Raw genomic sequence first — 16462 nt, forward strand, 5'->3', positions numbered from 1 at the left:
ATGAGTAAGAGGCAGCAACACAACGTCGCCCTGGTCGCGGGCGCCAGCGGCATTGTCGGCAGGCAGCTGGTCAACACGCTCCTGAACCATCAGTGGGAGGTGATTGGCCTCAGCCGTCATGCCGGGTCGCATCCTGACGGCATTCCGATGGTCAAGGTCGATTTACTGGATGAACAGGACAGCGCCCGGGCGCTGCGCTCCCTGAACGGTGTCACCCACATCTTTTACAGCGCCTGGGCGAACGCGGCGAACTGGACGGACATGGTTGAGCCGAACGTCACCATGCTGCGCAATCTGGTCAGCACCCTCGAAACAGCGGCACCTTTGCAGACGATAAGCCTGATGCAGGGGTACAAGGTCTACGGCGCGCATCTGGGGCCGTTTAAAACCCCGGCGCGGGAAAGCGATCCCGGCGTGCCGGGGGCCGAGTTTAACGCCGCACAGCTCACGTGGCTCAGCCAGTTTCAGCGGGGAAAACGCTGGCACTGGAATGCCATCAGGCCGGGCGTGGTGGGGAGCGCGGTGCCGGGCAATGCCATGAACCTTGCGCTGAGCATCACCCTGTACGCCTCCCTGTGCAAGGCGTTGGGCTTACCGCTGCGTTTTCCCGGTTCAGAACAGACCTGGCACAGCATTGTGGATCATACCGACGCCGGGCTGCTGGCCGAGGCCACGCTGTGGGCCGCCGCGTCGCCTGCGGCACAGAATCAGGCCTTCAACGTAAACAATGGCGATATCTGGCGCTGGAGCGAGCTGTGGCCGCGCATCGCACGCTGGTTTGAACTGGACTCTGCGCCGCCGGTGAGGCTGTCATTTCATCAGCTGTTTAACGACTATCGCGGCGTATGGCGCGAACTTGCCGAAGAGCGGCTGGTGGAAGCGGATATTCTGCAGCTGAGCGACGGGCGGTTTGCCGATTTTGTCTTTAGCTGGGATTACGACATGTTCGGTGACGGGAGCAAGCTGCGCAGGGCGGGTTTTACGCAAATGCAGGCGACCGATGAGATGTTTTTCCGCCTGTTTGCGCAGCTGAGAGCCGCGCGGATTATTCCCTGAGAACACAGGGCGTCCTGATAACCGTCAGGACGCCAGGGGCTTACTCAACCGCTAACATATTGACGATCTCGGCCACGCTTTTCACGCTGTGGATGTTCCCAATCCCCGTGCCGAGCGCGATATAGCCTTCATCGGTGTTATCTTCCAGCATGCCCAGTCGCAGGCCCCGTAATCCTCCCATCGCCTTGCCCAGCGCTTCGTTGCTTGCGCCTGCTTTATCCATCGCCGCCAGTTTTTCCGCCAGCTTGCCGGGTAGAGAGCGGTAGTAATGGGGCACGGTCCGGAAAAGCAGCAGGTCCAGGCCGTTGGCGGCAACAATTTTCTCTTTGACTCCCTGCGGCACGCGGCTTTCTTCGCTGCTGATAAAGACCGAACCGGCAAACACGCCTTCAGCGCCTAACGCATGCGCCGCTCTGGCGGTGCGATTATCGGTAATGCCGCCCGCGGCCATCACCGGGATATGCTTCACGGCATCGGCAATCAGCGGCACGATGGAAAAGGTGCCAAGCACCGTTGCGGGCAACGTTCCGCCCTCGTCAAAACCGGTGGCGACGATAATGTCTGCCCCCATTTCTTCTGCGAGACGGGTGTTTTCCGGCGTTGGGTTGATGTCGCGGTAGACAATGGCGATACCTGCCTCTTTTAACTCATTGAACAGCGAGGGAATAATGCTGCCTTCCCCATAGCCCGTATACACCACGACCCTGACGCCTTCCTCTTTTACCACCTTAAGAATAGGCCCTGTCCAGACGTCATTAACGGCGGTAGGGATCAGGTTCACACCAAACGGTTTTTCGGTCAGCCGTTTGGTTTTTCGTATTTCTTCACGCATTTTTTCGGCGGTCTCTTCCGGCGTGGAAACCGTGGTATCGGCGGTTAACCCAGCGTTGGGCCCCAGCACGCCGACCCCTCCGGCATTGCTGACCGCAGCGACTAAACGGGCGTCAGTAAGCCAGGATAATGGTCCCTGAATAACAGGTTTTTCGATACCCAGGATCTGACAAATACGGTTATTTTTCATAGCAGACTCTCCCTTACGTTTGAATGGGGAAGAGTGTAGGGCGCACTATTGTTAGGAAAAATAGCCAAAAATATTCATCACTGTTATAAGATTAATAACAATAACTTTATCCTGCTCGCGGCAAAAACATCCCTTATGCAAATAAACCTCTTTGAATCTATTCGAATTTTTATTGAAATTGTCGAGTCAGGCAGTCTTACCCAGGCGGCGGAGAATCTGCAGGTCCATCGCCCGGCGGTCACCAAAGCGCTGCAGCTTCTTGAGCAACACAGCGGCACGCGGCTCCTGCAGCGCACCACGCGTCGGATTAGCCTGACGCCGGATGGAGAAGCCTTTTATCGCCGGAGTAAACCCCTGCTGGCGCAGGCGGACGAATTACTGGAGTCGTTTGGTACGGATCGGGCAATACATGGCCAGCTGAGAGTCGATATGCCGGTCTCGTTTGCAACGCTGCGGGTGATACCCAATCTGCCTGATTTTTATCGTCAGCATCCCGGGATCGACATCATTCTGAGCAGCTCTGACCGCCGTCGGGATATGCTGCGGGATGGACTGGACTGCGTGCTGCGGGTGGGTGAGCTGGAGGACGGCGATTATATTGCGCGTAAAATCGGGAACATCAAAATCACGACCTGCGCCAGCCCGGCCTGGCTGGCAAAACACGGTACGCCAGAAACGCCGGATGATTTACGCAAGCATCAGGCCATCAACTGGATTAATAACCGCAGCAGACACATTCATCCGTGGACGTTTACCACGCCAGAAGGCATCGCGGAGATTACCCTGCCCGGTAAGCTTGTCGTGGATAACTCCGAGGCCTACATCGCGGCAGGCCTGGCCGGGCTGGGGTTAATGCAGGGGATGAATCTTTTTCTCCAGCCTTACATAGACCGCGGTCTTCTGGTTGAAGTCTTGCCAGGCTATCGCTCGCCGGACCGCAAGCTGTCACTGCTCTATCCACACCGTCACCTCTCCCGCAAGGTGCGGGTTTTTACCGAGTGGCTGGAGAGTCTTGTGTGAAAACGGCCAGCTCGTGGCACAGCGCACCAATTTGTTCCACGGCGTTCAGCAGGCGGGGCGTGGGTTCGTTTGCGCAGTTCAGCCGCAGAAAGTGCGTTAATTCGGCGGCAGGGGAAAACAGGGGACCGGGGCTGACGCCTATACCCAGCGCCAGCGCGCGACGATGCACCTCCAGCGCGTTGACCTGCTGAGGCAGTTCTACCCACAGCAGGAAACCGGCAGCGGGCACGTTAACGCGTGTACCGGGTGGAAAGCTCGCCTTGACCTGCGCCACGACGGCGCGAACGCCCTCTGCGATTCGGCGCTTCAGCCGCCGCAGATAGCGATCGTAGTCGCCGCTCGCCAGAACGTCGCTCGTCGCCGCTTCCAGCAGCGGCGCACCGGCCCAGTCTCCGGCCATGCGGGCCTGCAAGACCTGTGGGTAATAGCGTCCGGCGGCAATCCAGCCGATTCGCCACCCGGGCGCAAGCGTTTTAGACAGGGAGCTGCAGTAGATCACATTTCCGTTCTGGTCGAATGCCTTGCAGGCCGGAGGGCGTTGCCCCTCGCCGACCAGGTCACCGTAAACGTCGTCCTCAATCAGAGGAATACCGGCTTCTTCAAGCAGAGAAACCAGTTCCTGCTTGCGCGCGACGGGCATGCTGGCACCCAACGGGTTTTGCACGGTGGGCGAGGCCAGAACGGCCGCGGGGCGGTGGCAGCGGATGGCGTCCGCCAGCGGTTCCAGCAGCAGGCCTTCTGCAGGGTCGGTGGGGACCGCTAAGGCCTTCAGGCCTAAATCCTCCAGCAGCAGGAGCGTACCAAAGTAGGCGGGCTGCTCAATCGCCACCACATCTCCCGGCTGGCATACGGCCCGAAGGGCCAGGCGGAGCGCCTGCGTCGCGCCTGCGGTAATAATGAGATCGTCCGCGCTGAAACGGGCTCCCCACTGCGCAGAGCGCGCGGCAATTTTACTTCGCAAATCCCGCCTTCCCGGAGGCAGGCTGTAGCTCTGTCCATGTGCGTCCAGACGACGGCCCGCAGAGTGTAACGCCCGCTGGAGCGCATCTCCCGGCAGCCACGCGGGATCGGGCAGGGCGGCGCCCAGCGGGATCAGCCGGGCTTCTGCACTGCTGAACAGCGACCGGGCCACGGCGGACATCGTGACGGGGACCGGGCCGGGTGAGGAACGCGCGGGCTCCACGCGCGGAGGGAGGCTGGTCTGGCGGATGTAATAGCCTGAACGCGGACGCGCAACGATCAGCCCTTCAGCCTCAAGGCAGCGAAGGGCCTCCAGCGCCGTCGGGAGGCTAACGCGCTCGCGTTCGGCCAGTTTGCGCGCGGAGATGATCCTGTCACCGGCGCGCAGCGCGCCGGACGTAATGGTAAGACGCAGCATATCCGCAATACGGCGATAGTGAGGAGAGGAGTGGTACGGCGCAGACATGGATAACTGTTCAGGCTAATTTTCGATGAAACTGACTATACAGCCAATGATGTGTGCCATCTATAGTGTCCGGCATGTTCAGGACAAGGAGGCATTATGCACAGCGATAATTTCAACATTTCCACCTATTTCAAGCGCATAAACTACACCGGACCGGCGGCTGCCGATACGGCCACCCTGCATGCGCTGATGCGCCATCAGCTCTTTTCCGTTCCCTTCGAAAATCTGGACGTGCAGGCGGGCAAAATTGTCTCGCTGGCGCCAGACGAGATTGCCGATAAGGTGTTAAAGAAAGGGCGCGGCGGCTACTGCTATGAGGTTAACGGGCTTTTTGCGATGGCGCTGGAGGCGTTAGGGATACCTTACCGCTTCGTGGCGGCGCGCCCGATGTTCTACCCCGCGCGGCGGCCGAAAACCCATATGGCGCTCATCGCCGAGGTGGAGAGCCGCCAGTGGCTTTGCGATCTCGGGTTCGGCAGCTACGGCATCCGCGCGCCAATGGCGCTGGACACGCTTGACGTGGAAATCACCCAGGATTTCGACACGTTTCGCCTGAGCCGCAGCGCGGAGGGAGCGTATTTGCTTGAGGCGAAGGTTGAGGGAGAGTGGGCCCGGCAGTACGGCTTTGATCTCACCCCTCAGGAATGGATTGACTTCGTTCCGGCCAACTACCTTAACTCCACGCACCCGGATGCCATCTTTGTGCAGAAGCGGGTGGTGGTGCAGCACAGCCCGGAGGGACGCCAGATTTTACTGGGCGATATGCTGAAAACCATTACGGCGAACGGCACTGAAACGCGGAAACTGGCGGAGGATGAAATCCGTCATGTCCTGAAAGACCGTTTTGCGCTAACCGCTGCGTAATCTGCCGGTGAACGGTAGGGCCTCAGCGCGGTCCGTCTTCTGCGGCTTTGCGCTGGGCTCCCCGCTGTAACAGCAGGCTAAACGACGCGGGTAACACGGTCAGCGTCACCAGCGTCGCAGCCAGCAGCCCGCCGATAATCGCATAGGCCATTGGGCCCCAGAAAACCTGGTGAGAGATCGGGATCATGCCCAGAATGGCGGCGCAGGCGGTCAGACAGATGGGTCTGGCCCGGTGCTCCGCCGCTGCCATAATTGCGGCATCATTTGCCATCCCCTGAGCTAGATTGCTGTCAACCTCGCTAATCAATATCACCGCGTTACGTACGATCATCCCCGCGAGGGCGATGACGCCCAGCAGCGCGACAAACCCCATCGGCGTGCCGCCGGGCAGCATAGCCAGCACGATCCCCGGTAAACCAAACGGGGCCATCAGGAGCGCCAGTAGCATCCGGGAATATCGCCGCAGCTGGAGCATCAGAAGCAACAGCATGATGACCAGCGTCACCGGAAGAACGGTAAAGACGGAGCTGTTCCCCTTATCCGATTCGGCGACCGCGCCGCCTTCTTCAATGCTGTAACCTGCCGGCAGGCTCGCGCGCAGTTTATCCACCGTCGGACGCAGCGCGGCGGATACCGCTTCAGCCTTCAGCCCCGGGGCAAGGTCGGTTTGCACCGTGATAAAGGGCACGCGCTGGCGGCGCCAGATGACCGGATCGTCCACGCCCCAGACCGGCGTCGCGACGGCGCTGAGCGGAATTTTTTTACCGTCATTCCCCTGAATCGTGAGCGAGGAGAGGGTGGCGGTGCTGTGGCGAGCGCTGTCCTCGGCCCGCAGCACCACGTCGACAAGGCGGTCGTTATCTCTGATGGACGTGACAACGCTGCCGGACCAGACGGTATTCAGCGTGCGGGCGAGGCTTTCTGACGATATTCCCGCCGCTCTGGCCGCCGTCTGATTCACCTTAAGGGTGATGACCCTCTCCGGCTCTCCGGCCGTCTGGTTAACGTCGCGTGAGAACGAAGACCGGCCAATCGCGTCCGTGAGACGGTTCACGAGGGCCCGGACCTGCAGATAATCCGGCCCGCTCACCCGGTATTTGATGGGCCAGCCGACGGGAGGCCCCAGCTCAAAGGGCGACACGCGGGTGATGATGTCGCTAAACTGCGTCGCCAGGATCGTGTTGAGCTGTGCGTGCAGACGATCCCGCGCCGCAAGATCCTTCGCGACCACAACCATCTGGGCGATGTTTTCATTTTCCAGCAGCACGTCCATCGGCAGGTAAAAACGGATGGCGCCTGAGCCAACGTACGTCGAAAAGCGATCGATATTGCTGTTGTCGGCCAGCGCTTTTTCCAGCTTTTCCACCTCTCTGAGCGTTTCCGGCTGCGACGCGTTGGCCGGAAGCGTCAGGCTGACCAGCAGCTCGGGCCGGTCCGAGGCGGGGAAAAACTCGCCCTGCATAAACGTCGTGCCGTACGCTGACAGCCCCAGCGCGGAAAGGGCGAGCAGCACGGTAGCGACTCGGTGACGCAATGCCAGGCGTAAAAGCCGTCCGTACCCGCGCGCGATCCTTCCGGGTTCTGCCGCGTGATGTCTGACTGTTTCCGGCAGCAGCCACGTGCCCGTTAGCGGGGAAAACAGGATCGCGACGGCCCAGGAGCAGAGCAGGGCAATGAGCACCACCGCAAAGAGGGAAAAACAGTATTCACCGGCGCTGGAGGCCGCAAAACCAACGGGAATAAAACCGGCAATCATTACCAGAGTCCCGGTGAGCATCGGGAAGGCCGTCGTTTTGAATGCATAGGTGGCCGCGTGCCGACGGGAATCCCCCGCTTCCAGCCGGGAGACCATCGTTTCGACGGCGATCATGGCGTCATCCACCAGCAGGCCCAGGGCGATGATCAGCGCCCCGAGCGAGATACGCTGAAGGCCAATACCTGCAAGCATCATGCCGGCAAACGTCATGGCGAGCACCAGCGGAATAGCCGTCGCCACCACCAGTCCGGCCCGTAAGCCCAGCGAGACAAATGAAACCGCCAGCACGATAACAACGGCTTCGATAAGCACCCGGATAAAACCGCTTACCGCGTCACTCACCACCGCGGACTGATCGGCAACTTTCACCATCTCGATACCGTGCGGCAGCCCGGCGCTGAGGGCCGCCATTTTTGCGTTCAGCGCAGCGCCGAAACGAAGCATGTTGCCTGTTGGCGCCATCGACACCGCCAGCCCGATAGCCGGCTTGCCGTTCACCCGGTAGGCCGGAGCCGGTGGCTCGGCGATTTCGCGGGTGACGGTGGCAATATCGGTCAGCGGAATATAGCGATTGTTAACGTGCAGCGTGACGGCGCGTAAGCTCTCTTCGGTGGTGAGCGCTCCGCTGACCTTGATCGCCATGTTCTCTTTTTCGGTACGCATCGTTCCTGCCGGAACAACCGCATTTTGCGACCGGAGGGCGTCGGCAACTTCCTGAATATCGAGCCCCATCCCGGCCAGGCGCGCCGGAGAAAAGGCGAGAACCCACTGCTCCTGCTGTTCGCCCAGCAGGGTGGTTTTGCCTATATCCGGCAGGGACATGAGCTCGCGCCGTATTGTCTCTGCGCGATCCCGCACCTCCCGCAGCGTGAAGCCTTCGGGAATAAAGGCGTAAATTGTGCCGAACGTGTCGTCAAACTCGTCGTCCACGGCAGGACCCTGCACCCCTTCGGGCAGGGACGGCGCGATATCCTGCATTTTTTTGCGAACCTGATACCAGATATCGGGCACGCTTTGCGGGGGCGTATCGTCACGGAGGTTGACGTGGATAACGGTGCGCCCGGCACGGGTTTCACTTTCGAGATAGTCCAGCCAGGGCGTTTCCTGCAGCTTTTTTTCAAGCGTATCGGTCAGCAGGCGGGTGGTATCCGTCACGGAGGCTCCCGGCCACTGCGCGGAGACGACGGCCGTTTTAATGGTGAACGCCGGATCTTCGTTACGCGGCAGCTTCTCATAGCAGAACACGCCCATCGCAATCACCAGCAGCATGAAAAAGCTGACCATCTGCTGGTTCTTCAGCGCCCAGGCGGAGAGGTTAAATTTGGCTTCCGCTCCGGTACTCATGGCTGAACCTCCCCTGGCACCACCGGCTCGCCGGATCGTAATGTGCTCACGCCCGCCGTAATCACCCTGTCGCCGGGCTCAAGGCCGGAGGCAATCATGACGGAGGAGGCCGTATAGCTCGCGGGCACTACCGCGCGCAGCTGCGCCTGCGACCGCGGGGTAATGACAAAAACGGCCGGTTTGTCGCCGACGCGGGTCAGCGCCGACGCGGGAAGGGTGTACCCGTGCGGGGATGATGATGGCAACGTAACGGTGACGCTGGCGCCCAGCGCCATGGCCTCCGGCGGGTTTTGCAGGGTGGCTCTGACGCGCCATGTGCGGGTCTGAGGATCGGCCTGCGGGGTAATATCCCGCAGTACGGCAGAGGCCTGTACCGACGGGTCGCTGAGGAGGGAAACCCGCAATTCTGTCTTATCCAGAGGCGGGATCGCATCCGGAGTAGCAATATCAAACGCCACGTCGCGGGCTTCCCCGGTCGCCAGCGTCAGCACGGACTGGCCGTCGCTGACAACCTGCCCCGCTGAGGCGCTCACGGCCGTGATGACGCCCGCTTGCGGCGCGATCAGGCGCGTCCAGCCGAGGCTTTCGCGAGCATTTCGCCACGCGGCCTCGCTGCTTTTTAAGCGCGCGCGGGCGACAAGCCAGTCAGCCCGGGCGCTGTCGAGCTGCGTGCGGGCGATAGCACCCGTTGGCATAAGCTTTTGCATTCGACTAACGTTAAGCGCGGCGACCTGGGCAGAGGCTTTGGCGCTTTCATAGTCGGCCGCGGCGCTGTCGAGCTGGTTTTGCCCGGTCGTATTATCAAGCGTGGCCAGCAGCTGTCCGGCAGTGACCCGGTCGCCAATATCAACGCTACGCGTCAGTATCCGGCCTCCGGTACGAAAGCTCAGGGTCGTTTCATCATGGGCATGGATCTCACCGGTTCTTTCCAGCGCGGGAGGGGATTGGGTGGAGCCAACGACGACGTAGCGTACCTTACGCACTGGGTCAGGTTTGTTTTCGTGTTTATCACCGCAGCCGGTCAGCGGAAAAATCGCCAGCGCAAGCAGGGCCAGGGGAAGAAAATGCAGCCAGGAAAGGGTGCGCGCCACGCCGTACAAATGATGCAGGCAGTGGCGGAGGGAGAGAAAAAATTCGTCTGACATAACGCCGCTCCATAAAGGGAATGGCGTTATTAAATGCGCGCTACATCGAGAAAGATTCGACGTTCTGTCAAGGCTGTATCAAGAGTGGAAATTTTCATTACCGGACGGGTGCCAGGGCAATACGATGCGTACGGCGAGGCCGCCAGTTTCGGATAATGACGCGCTAATCTCACCCCCATGCGCCTCGCAAATTGCCCGGGCGATGGACAATCCGAGGCCGCTACCGCCGGAATGCCGCGCGCGGGACTGCTCCTCGCGGCTAAAGCGTTTAAACATTTCCGGTAAAAACTGGGGCGAAACGCCCGGCCCGTCATCGGTAAAGTCGAGAGTGTAACGCCCGCTGGCGTAACGCAGCGCCACATCAAGATGTCCGCCCTCGCGCCCGTAACGTAGCGCATTTTCCATGAGGATGGTAACAACCTGTCCCATACGGAACGCGTCGCCTCTGAAGGGACTGGTGCGCGGGTTACGCAGCGTTATCCGGAAATGATGCGCATCAGCCTGGGGCATGATCCAGGCAGCCCGCTCCTGAATCAGCTCATCCAGACAGAACGGCTGGTTCTCCAGCACAAGGTTACCTGCGTCGGCGAGCGAGAGAAGGTGGAGCTCATCGGTGAGTCGGTTGAGATGCTGAAGCTGTTTCATCACCATGCCCAGCTGTGCCGGGCTGGCATCAAACACGCCGTCTAACATGCCCTGCAGACGCCCGATGGCGGCCGTCAGGGGCGAGCGCAGCTCGTGCGCCATCGCGACGTGCGAGGCGCGGAGCTCTTTTTCATAGCGGGCGAGTTGCCCCGTCATGGAGTTAAAGTCGGTCGCAAAGCTGACCATTTCCGCTGGCGCATCCTTGATGAGCTCTGCCTGACGGCCAAACTGCCCGTCGGCGACATCCTTTGCCGCATCGCGAAGGCGGCTGAACTGCAGTGCCAGCGGTCGGGCGTGTTTGAGCCCCATCACCACGATAAACGGGATCATCACCAGCACCAGCAGGGCCACCGTAACCCAGTCCGCAGAGGCGATGGATGGCGTGGAATAACTCAGCCCCCACCAGGTATCCACAATCGAGTGGAAGCGGGCCGGATCGGCCTGTGGGTTCTGGCTGAGCGTCAGAAATTCCTGCCGGACCGCCGGTGGCATCCTGCCCATGATCCAGTAGTTCTGGACCGCATAGCGCAGCCACATGCAGGTGGCAATGACGATCACGCTGCCGATAGCCAGCGCCAGGATGCGCGCGCAAATCCAGCGCCACAGAGAGGAGTGCCGGTTTTTTATCATGGCTGTCTGAACCTGTAACCCACGCCGCGAACGTTGATCAGCACGCCGGAGATGCCCACCGCTTCGAGTTTTCTACGCAGGTTATAAATATGGGTGTCGACAACGCGCTCCAGCGCCTCGCTTTCCGGCAAACAGTGTTCCAGTAAATACTGGCGGGAAAACGGGTGTGCAGGCGAGCGCAGCAGCGTTGCCAGAAGCGAGAATTCCGTTGGCGTAAGATCGAGCATCACGGGCGCGTCGCCGCCGTTATCCACGCTCGCCACAATGGCGGCGACATCCACCGCCAGCGTTTGCCAGCGAAGGATCTCTTCGTCAGCCTCTTTTTTACTGCTGCGCCGCAGCACCGCCTGCACCCGCGCCACCACTTCGCCCGGATGATAAGGCTTCACAACGTAATCATCGGCACCGTAACGCAGGGCGCCAATGCGATCGGGAGTATCCCCCATGGCCGTAACCATAATCACCGGCACATCGCTTTTACGACGCAGGCCAGCCAGCACTTCGGTGCCGTTAAGCCCCGGCAGCATCACGTCCAGCAGAATGAGGTCTGGCTTCCACCGCTGCGCCATATCCAGCCCGGAATGACCGTCCCCGGTAATGGTCACGTCGTAATTTTCCCGCCGTAAATAGGCTTCGAGCACGCCGGCCGCATCGGCGTCATCTTCAATAATCAGCACTCTTCTGGACAACATCCGTTCACCTTGACCATTTCTTAACACTATCCCGACGATTCATTGATTCAGCCAAATCATACTGCGCCAACATTGTGTGGCCGTCCTGTATCAGGAGACGCCAGCGTCTGTATGGAGAGCAGTATGATAGCGATAAATAAAGTCCTGTATATGTCCGTCCCGCTTCTGATGGCCGTGGCTTCCGGCGCGCAGGCGGATGATGGCACCGCTTCCGATTCCCTAACCGTCGGGCTGGGAGGGCAATACGCCCCGCGTTACTCAGGCTCAGACAAGCAGGTGTGGCAGGTGGTTCCTGTGCTGCAGGGACGCAAAGGCGCTTTCTTCGTTGATGCGCAAAAAGGGGTGGGGTATGACCTGCAAAATGACAGCGGCTGGTATTTCGAACACACGCTGGGCTACGACTTCGGAAGGGCTGATAAAAATTCTGGCTGGCGTGAGGGCGCAAACAATCTGAAAGGGATGGGGGACATTGATGCCACCCTGAATACCGGCCTTGCCGTGGGCTGGCAGGCCGCGCCATGGCTGAGTATGGAAGGCAAAGCGACGCTGCCGTTAACCGACAGCCAGGGGGCAAGCTATCAGGCCTCCGTTACGCTGATCCCGGTACAAAATAACCAGGACACGATCGCCTTGCAGTCTGCGGCCCTGTTTGGCGACAGCCGTTACCTGAATACCTGGTATGGGGTCAGCGAGCAGCAGAGCCGCCGCACCGGCTATCGCCGCTATGCTGCGCCGGGTGGATTTTACGGCGTCGACACCAGCCTGACCTGGAGCCATCAGTTCGATGCCCACTGGGGGACGGTCCTGAGCGCGGACTATACCTGGCTTGGCGACCATGCAAATGACAGCCCGATAGTGCTGCGGCGTAATGAGGGGTCTGCAACCGCCGCTATCACCTGGACATTCTAAATTCGTGGATCACGATGTGAGCGAGGGGGCGAGAGGATTACTTCTTCTTATCCATCATCGCCTTTAAATCGGCAAACGGGTTAAACGTGGCGACGCCCACGTCTTTTTGCGCGTCTTCCCCGGCGACCACGGTGGTGCCGTACCGATCCGCTTCGGTGTATTTCGAATGCTCGTGATCGTGGCAAAACAGGCACAACAGCTCCCAGTTGCTGCCATCTTCCGGGTTGTTGGTATGGTCGTGATCGATATGGTGAACCGTGAGTTCGCGAAGATTGGAATAGACAAACTCGCGCGAGCAGCGTCCACACACCCATGGATAGATTTTTAATGCTTTTTCGCGATAGCCGCTTTCCAGCCGCGCGTAGTTTTTGGGGATCAAAGCCATTGCCGGTTTTACCTGCCATGAAAAGAGTGGGGAAGATTATATCCCATTATGGGGCGGAATGAAGAACCACGCTATTCTGTCAATTTATTTGATGCTTTCCGTTAAATAAACGGCATTTATTCTTATCGGGTAATGCGTAAAGTGGACAGAACGCAACGTATTATCAGGAAAAATGGTTATGAAAAAGATCGGATTTTTATCCTTTGGTCACTGGACGCCTTCGCCGCAGTCGAGCACGCGCTCGGCGGCAGACACGCTGCTGCAGTCTATTGATTTAGCCGTGGCGGCTGAGGAACTGGGGGCAGACGGCGCCTATTTCCGCGTGCACCACTTCGCCCGACAGCTTAGCTCGCCGTTCCCTCTGCTGGCCGCTATTGGTGCAAAAACGAAAACCATCGAAATCGGCACCGGCGTGATCGACATGCGTTACGAAAACCCGATGTACATGGCCGAGGATGCGGGCGCGGCGGATTTGATTTCCGGCGGTCGCCTGCAGCTCGGCATCAGCCGCGGCTCCCCGGAGCAGGTTATTGATGGCTGGCGTCATTTCGGCTATGTCCCGCAGGAAGGGGAAAACGAGTCGGACATGGCGCGCCGTCATACCGAGGTGCTGCTTGAGGTGCTGCGTGGGGAAGGGTTTGCCAAACCGAACCCGCAGCCAATGTTCCCGAATCCGCCGGGGCTGCTGCGCCTGGAGCCGTATTCTGAAGGGCTGCGCGAGCGTATCTGGTGGGGCGCAGGTTCCAATGCGACGGCCGTATGGGCCGCAAAGCTTGGAATGAACCTGCAAAGCTCAACGCTGAAGGACGATGAAACCGGTGAGCCGTTCCATATTCAGCAGGCAAAACAGATCCGCGCGTACCGTCAGGCCTGGAAAGACGCAGGGCATACGCGCGAGCCGCGGGTGTCGGTCAGCCGCAGTATTTTTGCGCTGATGGACGACCGTGACCGGATGTATTTCGGTGCCAGCCGCAACGACAGCGATAGCGTGGGTTACCTCGATGAGAAAACGCGCGCCATCTTCGGGCGCAGCTATGCCGCGGAGCCGGACAAGCTGGTTGAACAGCTGAAAAAGGACGAGGCAATTGCCGAAGCCGATACGCTCTTACTGACCGTACCGAACCAGCTGGGTGTGGATTATAATGCGCACGTGATTGAGTCTATTCTCAAGCATGTCGCACCGGCAATGGGCTGGCGCGAGTAGTTCCGCTATCAGCCTTGAGATCGTAATGGAAAATCTGGCCCTCTGGTATCGCCGTTTTGGCGAGCCAGAAACCGTTCTGCAACCTGAAACCACGCCCCCGGGCGCGCTTGCGCCGGGACAGCTCCGCGTGCGGATGCTGTTTTCTCCGGTGAACGCGTCCGATCTTATTCCCATCACCGGCGCCTATCGCCACCGAACCCCGTTACCGGCGATCGCGGGGTATGAAGGTGTTGGGGTTGTCATCGAGGCGCCCGCCTCGTTTAAGCATCTGGTGGGTCAGCGCGTCCTGCCGCTGCGCGGTCAGGGAACCTGGCAGCGCTATGTTGATTGCCCGGCAGAGTATGCGATACCCGTTCCGGACACCGTCGACGCACAGCTGGCCGCGCGGGCCTATATCAACCCGCTGGCGGCGCAGATGATGCTGACCCGCTACCCGCCTCGTGGAAAGCGGGTCTTGCTCACGGCTGCCGGATCGGATTGCGCCATTCTGCTGGGGCAGTGGGCGCGTCAGGCGGGGGCGGAAGCGGTGTATGGCATTCACCGTTCTGCCGTGCATGCTGAACGGCTGGAAGCGATGGGCATCACGCCTGTCGCGCAGCATGACGCAAACAGAATCGGCATCGTCGCCGCCCGTAGCGATATCGTCTACGATGCCATCGGCGGACCGCTTGCGGAAGCGATCCTCAGCGTGATGCCCGAGCAGGGCATGTTTGTCTGCTACGGGCTGCTCTCCGGGCAAGCCTTTACACAGCGGCGGCCTGCGCCGCGCGTGGCGTGGTTCCATATCCGAAACGGTCTGGATGCGCTCGGCGTTGAGGCGTGGCGCGCGGAGTTCGAGCGCATCTGGCTGAGGTTGCCTGGCAGTGAGTACAGCGACGTTACGGTGTACCCGCTGGCGGAGTGGCAGAGGGCGCTCAGCGCTTATCGTGAAGGTGGAAGGACCCGCAAGCCCCTCCTGTCGATGGAGGACTGAGCGCTATTTATGGCTCATATCGCTCAGCAGCACGGCGATACTTTGCCCGCCTGCCGTCTGTTCCAGACCAATCTTGACGATAATGGTTAGCGGGACGGAGAGCAGCATCCCAACGGGCCCGAGCAGCCAGCCCCAGAATATCAGGGACAAAAAGACCACCAGCGTGGAGAGCCCCAGGCCGCGACCCATCATGCGTGGCTCAAGAATGTTACCGAACACAAGATTGATGACCAGGTATCCGGCAAGCAGGATCAGCGCGTCATAAAGCCCGCTGAAAACCAGCACCTGGAGGATAGGGGGGATCGCCGCCAGCACGGAGCCAATGTTGGGAATGTAGTTGAGCGCAAACGCCAGCAACCCCCAGACAAATGCAAAGCGAACGTCCAGCGCCAGAAGCATCAACCAGACGACAACGCCCGTCACCAGGCTAATGGCGGTTTTCAGCACCAGATAGCGGGAAACGCTGTCCAGCGCGCGTTGAATCGCCCCCATTCCTTCGACCGGACGGACCATCATCTGCTGCAGCTTTGCTGGCAGCTGCGGCACCTCCAGCAGCATGAAAACCACCGTTAAAAACAGCAGGAAAATGGAGGTCATGGCATTGGAAAGCTGCGCCAGCAGGCTGGTGACGATCGTCATCGCCGCGTTGGGGTCGATATATTTCAGCAGTTCTTCCACCGAGACTTCGATACCCGCCCGCTGCAGCCAGGGCTCCAGCTGCAGCAGGGGGATAGCCAGCGAAGAGCGGTATTTTGGCAGCGTTCGCGCCAGTTCATTGAGCGAGGTACCCAGATAAGCCACCAGCAGTACCATCGCCACAATAATGATGCTGATAAGCAGCGTGATGGCCAGCACGCGCGGAATGCGTAGCCGCGTCATGCGCTGCACCAGCGGGTTGAGGATCACCGCAATAAACAGGGCCAGAATAAAGGGCACAATAATGTCGGCGGCGAAGCGCACGCCTGTCAATATGATCACCAGCATGCCCAGCATGATGACAATTTTTAACCCGTTCAGGGTAATGATGGGTTTAGCCATGGTGACTCCGAAATTTTCTTTATATTTATAATAAAGGTGAAAGGCTTTGCAATAAACTAACCAAAATCAAACGGAGTGGGTAAAGAATTGCAAAGACTTTGAGTAAAATCCTGGCTTATGGTACAAATTCGGTGTGTTTAACTACCGAGGACAATTTTCATCCGCAAAGACGAGAAGCAACAACGCGGATAATTGTAATTTTATGGACAATATGTTCAGGACGTACTCTTCAAACAATACTGCTGTATACTCCACTTCTTTCTGCCTGCTTTCTGGTGAGCAACACTGGCGCACCGCACTATAGTCATTTCTTCTGCCTGAGCTGGCGCTAAGCGCTTAGCTGTCTGATTTCAA

Annotated in this window: 15 protein-coding genes; 7 read left to right on the plus strand and 8 right to left on the minus strand. The window is 59.4% G+C overall.

Going from position 1 to position 16462, the window contains the following annotated elements; translation table 11 throughout:
- On the plus strand, positions 1 to 1056 hold the full coding sequence (locus tag PUP35_RS09470; protein ID WP_274242983.1) for an SDR family oxidoreductase: 1056 nt from the start codon (positions 1 to 3) through the stop codon (positions 1054 to 1056).
- Between the two features lie 40 nt (positions 1057 to 1096).
- Here PUP35_RS09470 and PUP35_RS09475 read toward each other — a convergent pair whose 3' ends face one another.
- Positions 1097 to 2077, minus strand: a complete 981-nt coding sequence (locus PUP35_RS09475; RefSeq protein WP_274242985.1) for an NAD(P)H-dependent flavin oxidoreductase — start codon at positions 2075 to 2077, stop codon at positions 1097 to 1099.
- Between the two features lie 135 nt (positions 2078 to 2212).
- On the opposite strand from PUP35_RS09475, the gene PUP35_RS09480 reads away from it, so the two are divergent.
- Positions 2213 to 3097 carry a LysR family transcriptional regulator gene (locus PUP35_RS09480; RefSeq protein WP_115876059.1) on the plus strand — a complete coding sequence of 295 codons (885 nt, stop codon included), beginning with the start codon at positions 2213 to 2215 and terminating at the stop codon, positions 3095 to 3097.
- On the opposite strand, the gene PUP35_RS09485 is transcribed toward PUP35_RS09480, so the two are convergent.
- Complete coding sequence (locus tag PUP35_RS09485) at positions 3069 to 4523, minus strand: aminotransferase-like domain-containing protein (protein WP_274242989.1); 1455 nt, start codon at positions 4521 to 4523, stop codon at positions 3069 to 3071. The two genes, PUP35_RS09480 and PUP35_RS09485, sit on opposite strands and share 29 nt — an antisense overlap.
- 96 nt (positions 4524 to 4619) lie before the next feature.
- Here PUP35_RS09485 and PUP35_RS09490 point away from each other — a divergent pair, with 96 nt between their 5' ends.
- Entirely contained in the window at positions 4620 to 5387 is a 768-nt protein-coding gene (locus PUP35_RS09490) for an arylamine N-acetyltransferase family protein (protein WP_133294280.1), read from the plus strand.
- Positions 5388 to 5409: 22 nt separating this feature from the next.
- Here the strand turns inward: PUP35_RS09490 and PUP35_RS09495 are convergent, their stop codons facing one another.
- From PUP35_RS09495 to PUP35_RS09510, 4 genes are all read right to left on the minus strand, one after another.
- The gene (locus tag PUP35_RS09495) at positions 5410 to 8487 is read right to left on the minus strand and encodes an efflux RND transporter permease subunit (RefSeq protein WP_274242992.1); all 3078 of its coding nucleotides are present in this window, start codon (positions 8485 to 8487) and stop codon (positions 5410 to 5412) included.
- Positions 8484 to 9632 (minus strand): efflux RND transporter periplasmic adaptor subunit, encoded by a 1149-nt coding sequence (locus PUP35_RS09500; protein ID WP_274242995.1) that lies wholly within the window; start codon positions 9630 to 9632, stop codon positions 8484 to 8486. Before PUP35_RS09500 ends, PUP35_RS09495 begins: the two co-directional genes overlap by 4 nt.
- Positions 9633 to 9710: 78 nt before the next feature.
- Entirely contained in the window at positions 9711 to 10907 is a 1197-nt protein-coding gene (locus PUP35_RS09505; RefSeq protein WP_271367766.1) for a sensor histidine kinase, read from the minus strand.
- Entirely contained in the window at positions 10904 to 11599 is a 696-nt protein-coding gene (locus PUP35_RS09510; RefSeq protein WP_271367767.1) for a response regulator, read from the minus strand. The genes PUP35_RS09505 and PUP35_RS09510 overlap by 4 nt, the downstream gene beginning before the upstream one ends.
- Positions 11600 to 11722: 123 nt before the next feature.
- Here PUP35_RS09510 and PUP35_RS09515 point away from each other — a divergent pair, with 123 nt between their 5' ends.
- Positions 11723 to 12508 carry a MipA/OmpV family protein gene (locus PUP35_RS09515; RefSeq protein WP_274242997.1) on the plus strand — a complete coding sequence of 262 codons (786 nt, stop codon included), beginning with the start codon at positions 11723 to 11725 and terminating at the stop codon, positions 12506 to 12508.
- Between the two features lie 37 nt (positions 12509 to 12545).
- Here the strand turns inward: PUP35_RS09515 and yajD are convergent, their stop codons facing one another.
- Positions 12546 to 12893: an HNH nuclease YajD gene (gene yajD / locus PUP35_RS09520; RefSeq protein ID WP_023617218.1), complete on the minus strand. Its 348-nt coding sequence runs from the start codon at positions 12891 to 12893 to the stop codon at positions 12546 to 12548.
- Between the two features lie 178 nt (positions 12894 to 13071).
- Here yajD and PUP35_RS09525 point away from each other — a divergent pair, with 178 nt between their 5' ends.
- Complete coding sequence (locus PUP35_RS09525) at positions 13072 to 14097, plus strand: LLM class flavin-dependent oxidoreductase (protein WP_274242998.1); 1026 nt, start codon at positions 13072 to 13074, stop codon at positions 14095 to 14097.
- A 25-nt stretch (positions 14098 to 14122) separates the two neighbouring features.
- On the plus strand, positions 14123 to 15070 hold the full coding sequence (locus PUP35_RS09530) for a zinc-dependent alcohol dehydrogenase family protein (protein WP_271367769.1): 948 nt from the start codon (positions 14123 to 14125) through the stop codon (positions 15068 to 15070).
- A 3-nt stretch (positions 15071 to 15073) separates the two neighbouring features.
- Here PUP35_RS09530 and PUP35_RS09535 read toward each other — a convergent pair whose 3' ends face one another.
- Positions 15074 to 16108 (minus strand): AI-2E family transporter, encoded by a 1035-nt coding sequence (locus PUP35_RS09535; protein WP_111965717.1) that lies wholly within the window; start codon positions 16106 to 16108, stop codon positions 15074 to 15076.
- Between the two features lie 133 nt (positions 16109 to 16241).
- Between PUP35_RS09535 and PUP35_RS21980 the strand changes: the two genes are divergently transcribed.
- A complete protein-coding gene (locus tag PUP35_RS21980) occupies positions 16242 to 16412 on the plus strand; it encodes a protein YdgV (RefSeq protein ID WP_085930315.1) in 171 nt (56 codons plus the stop codon).
- Positions 16413 to 16462: the final 50 nt, after the last annotated feature.

It is taken from the genome of Enterobacter sp. S-33 (assembly GCF_028735835.1).
Lineage (GTDB): Bacteria > Pseudomonadota > Gammaproteobacteria > Enterobacterales > Enterobacteriaceae > Enterobacter > Enterobacter vonholyi.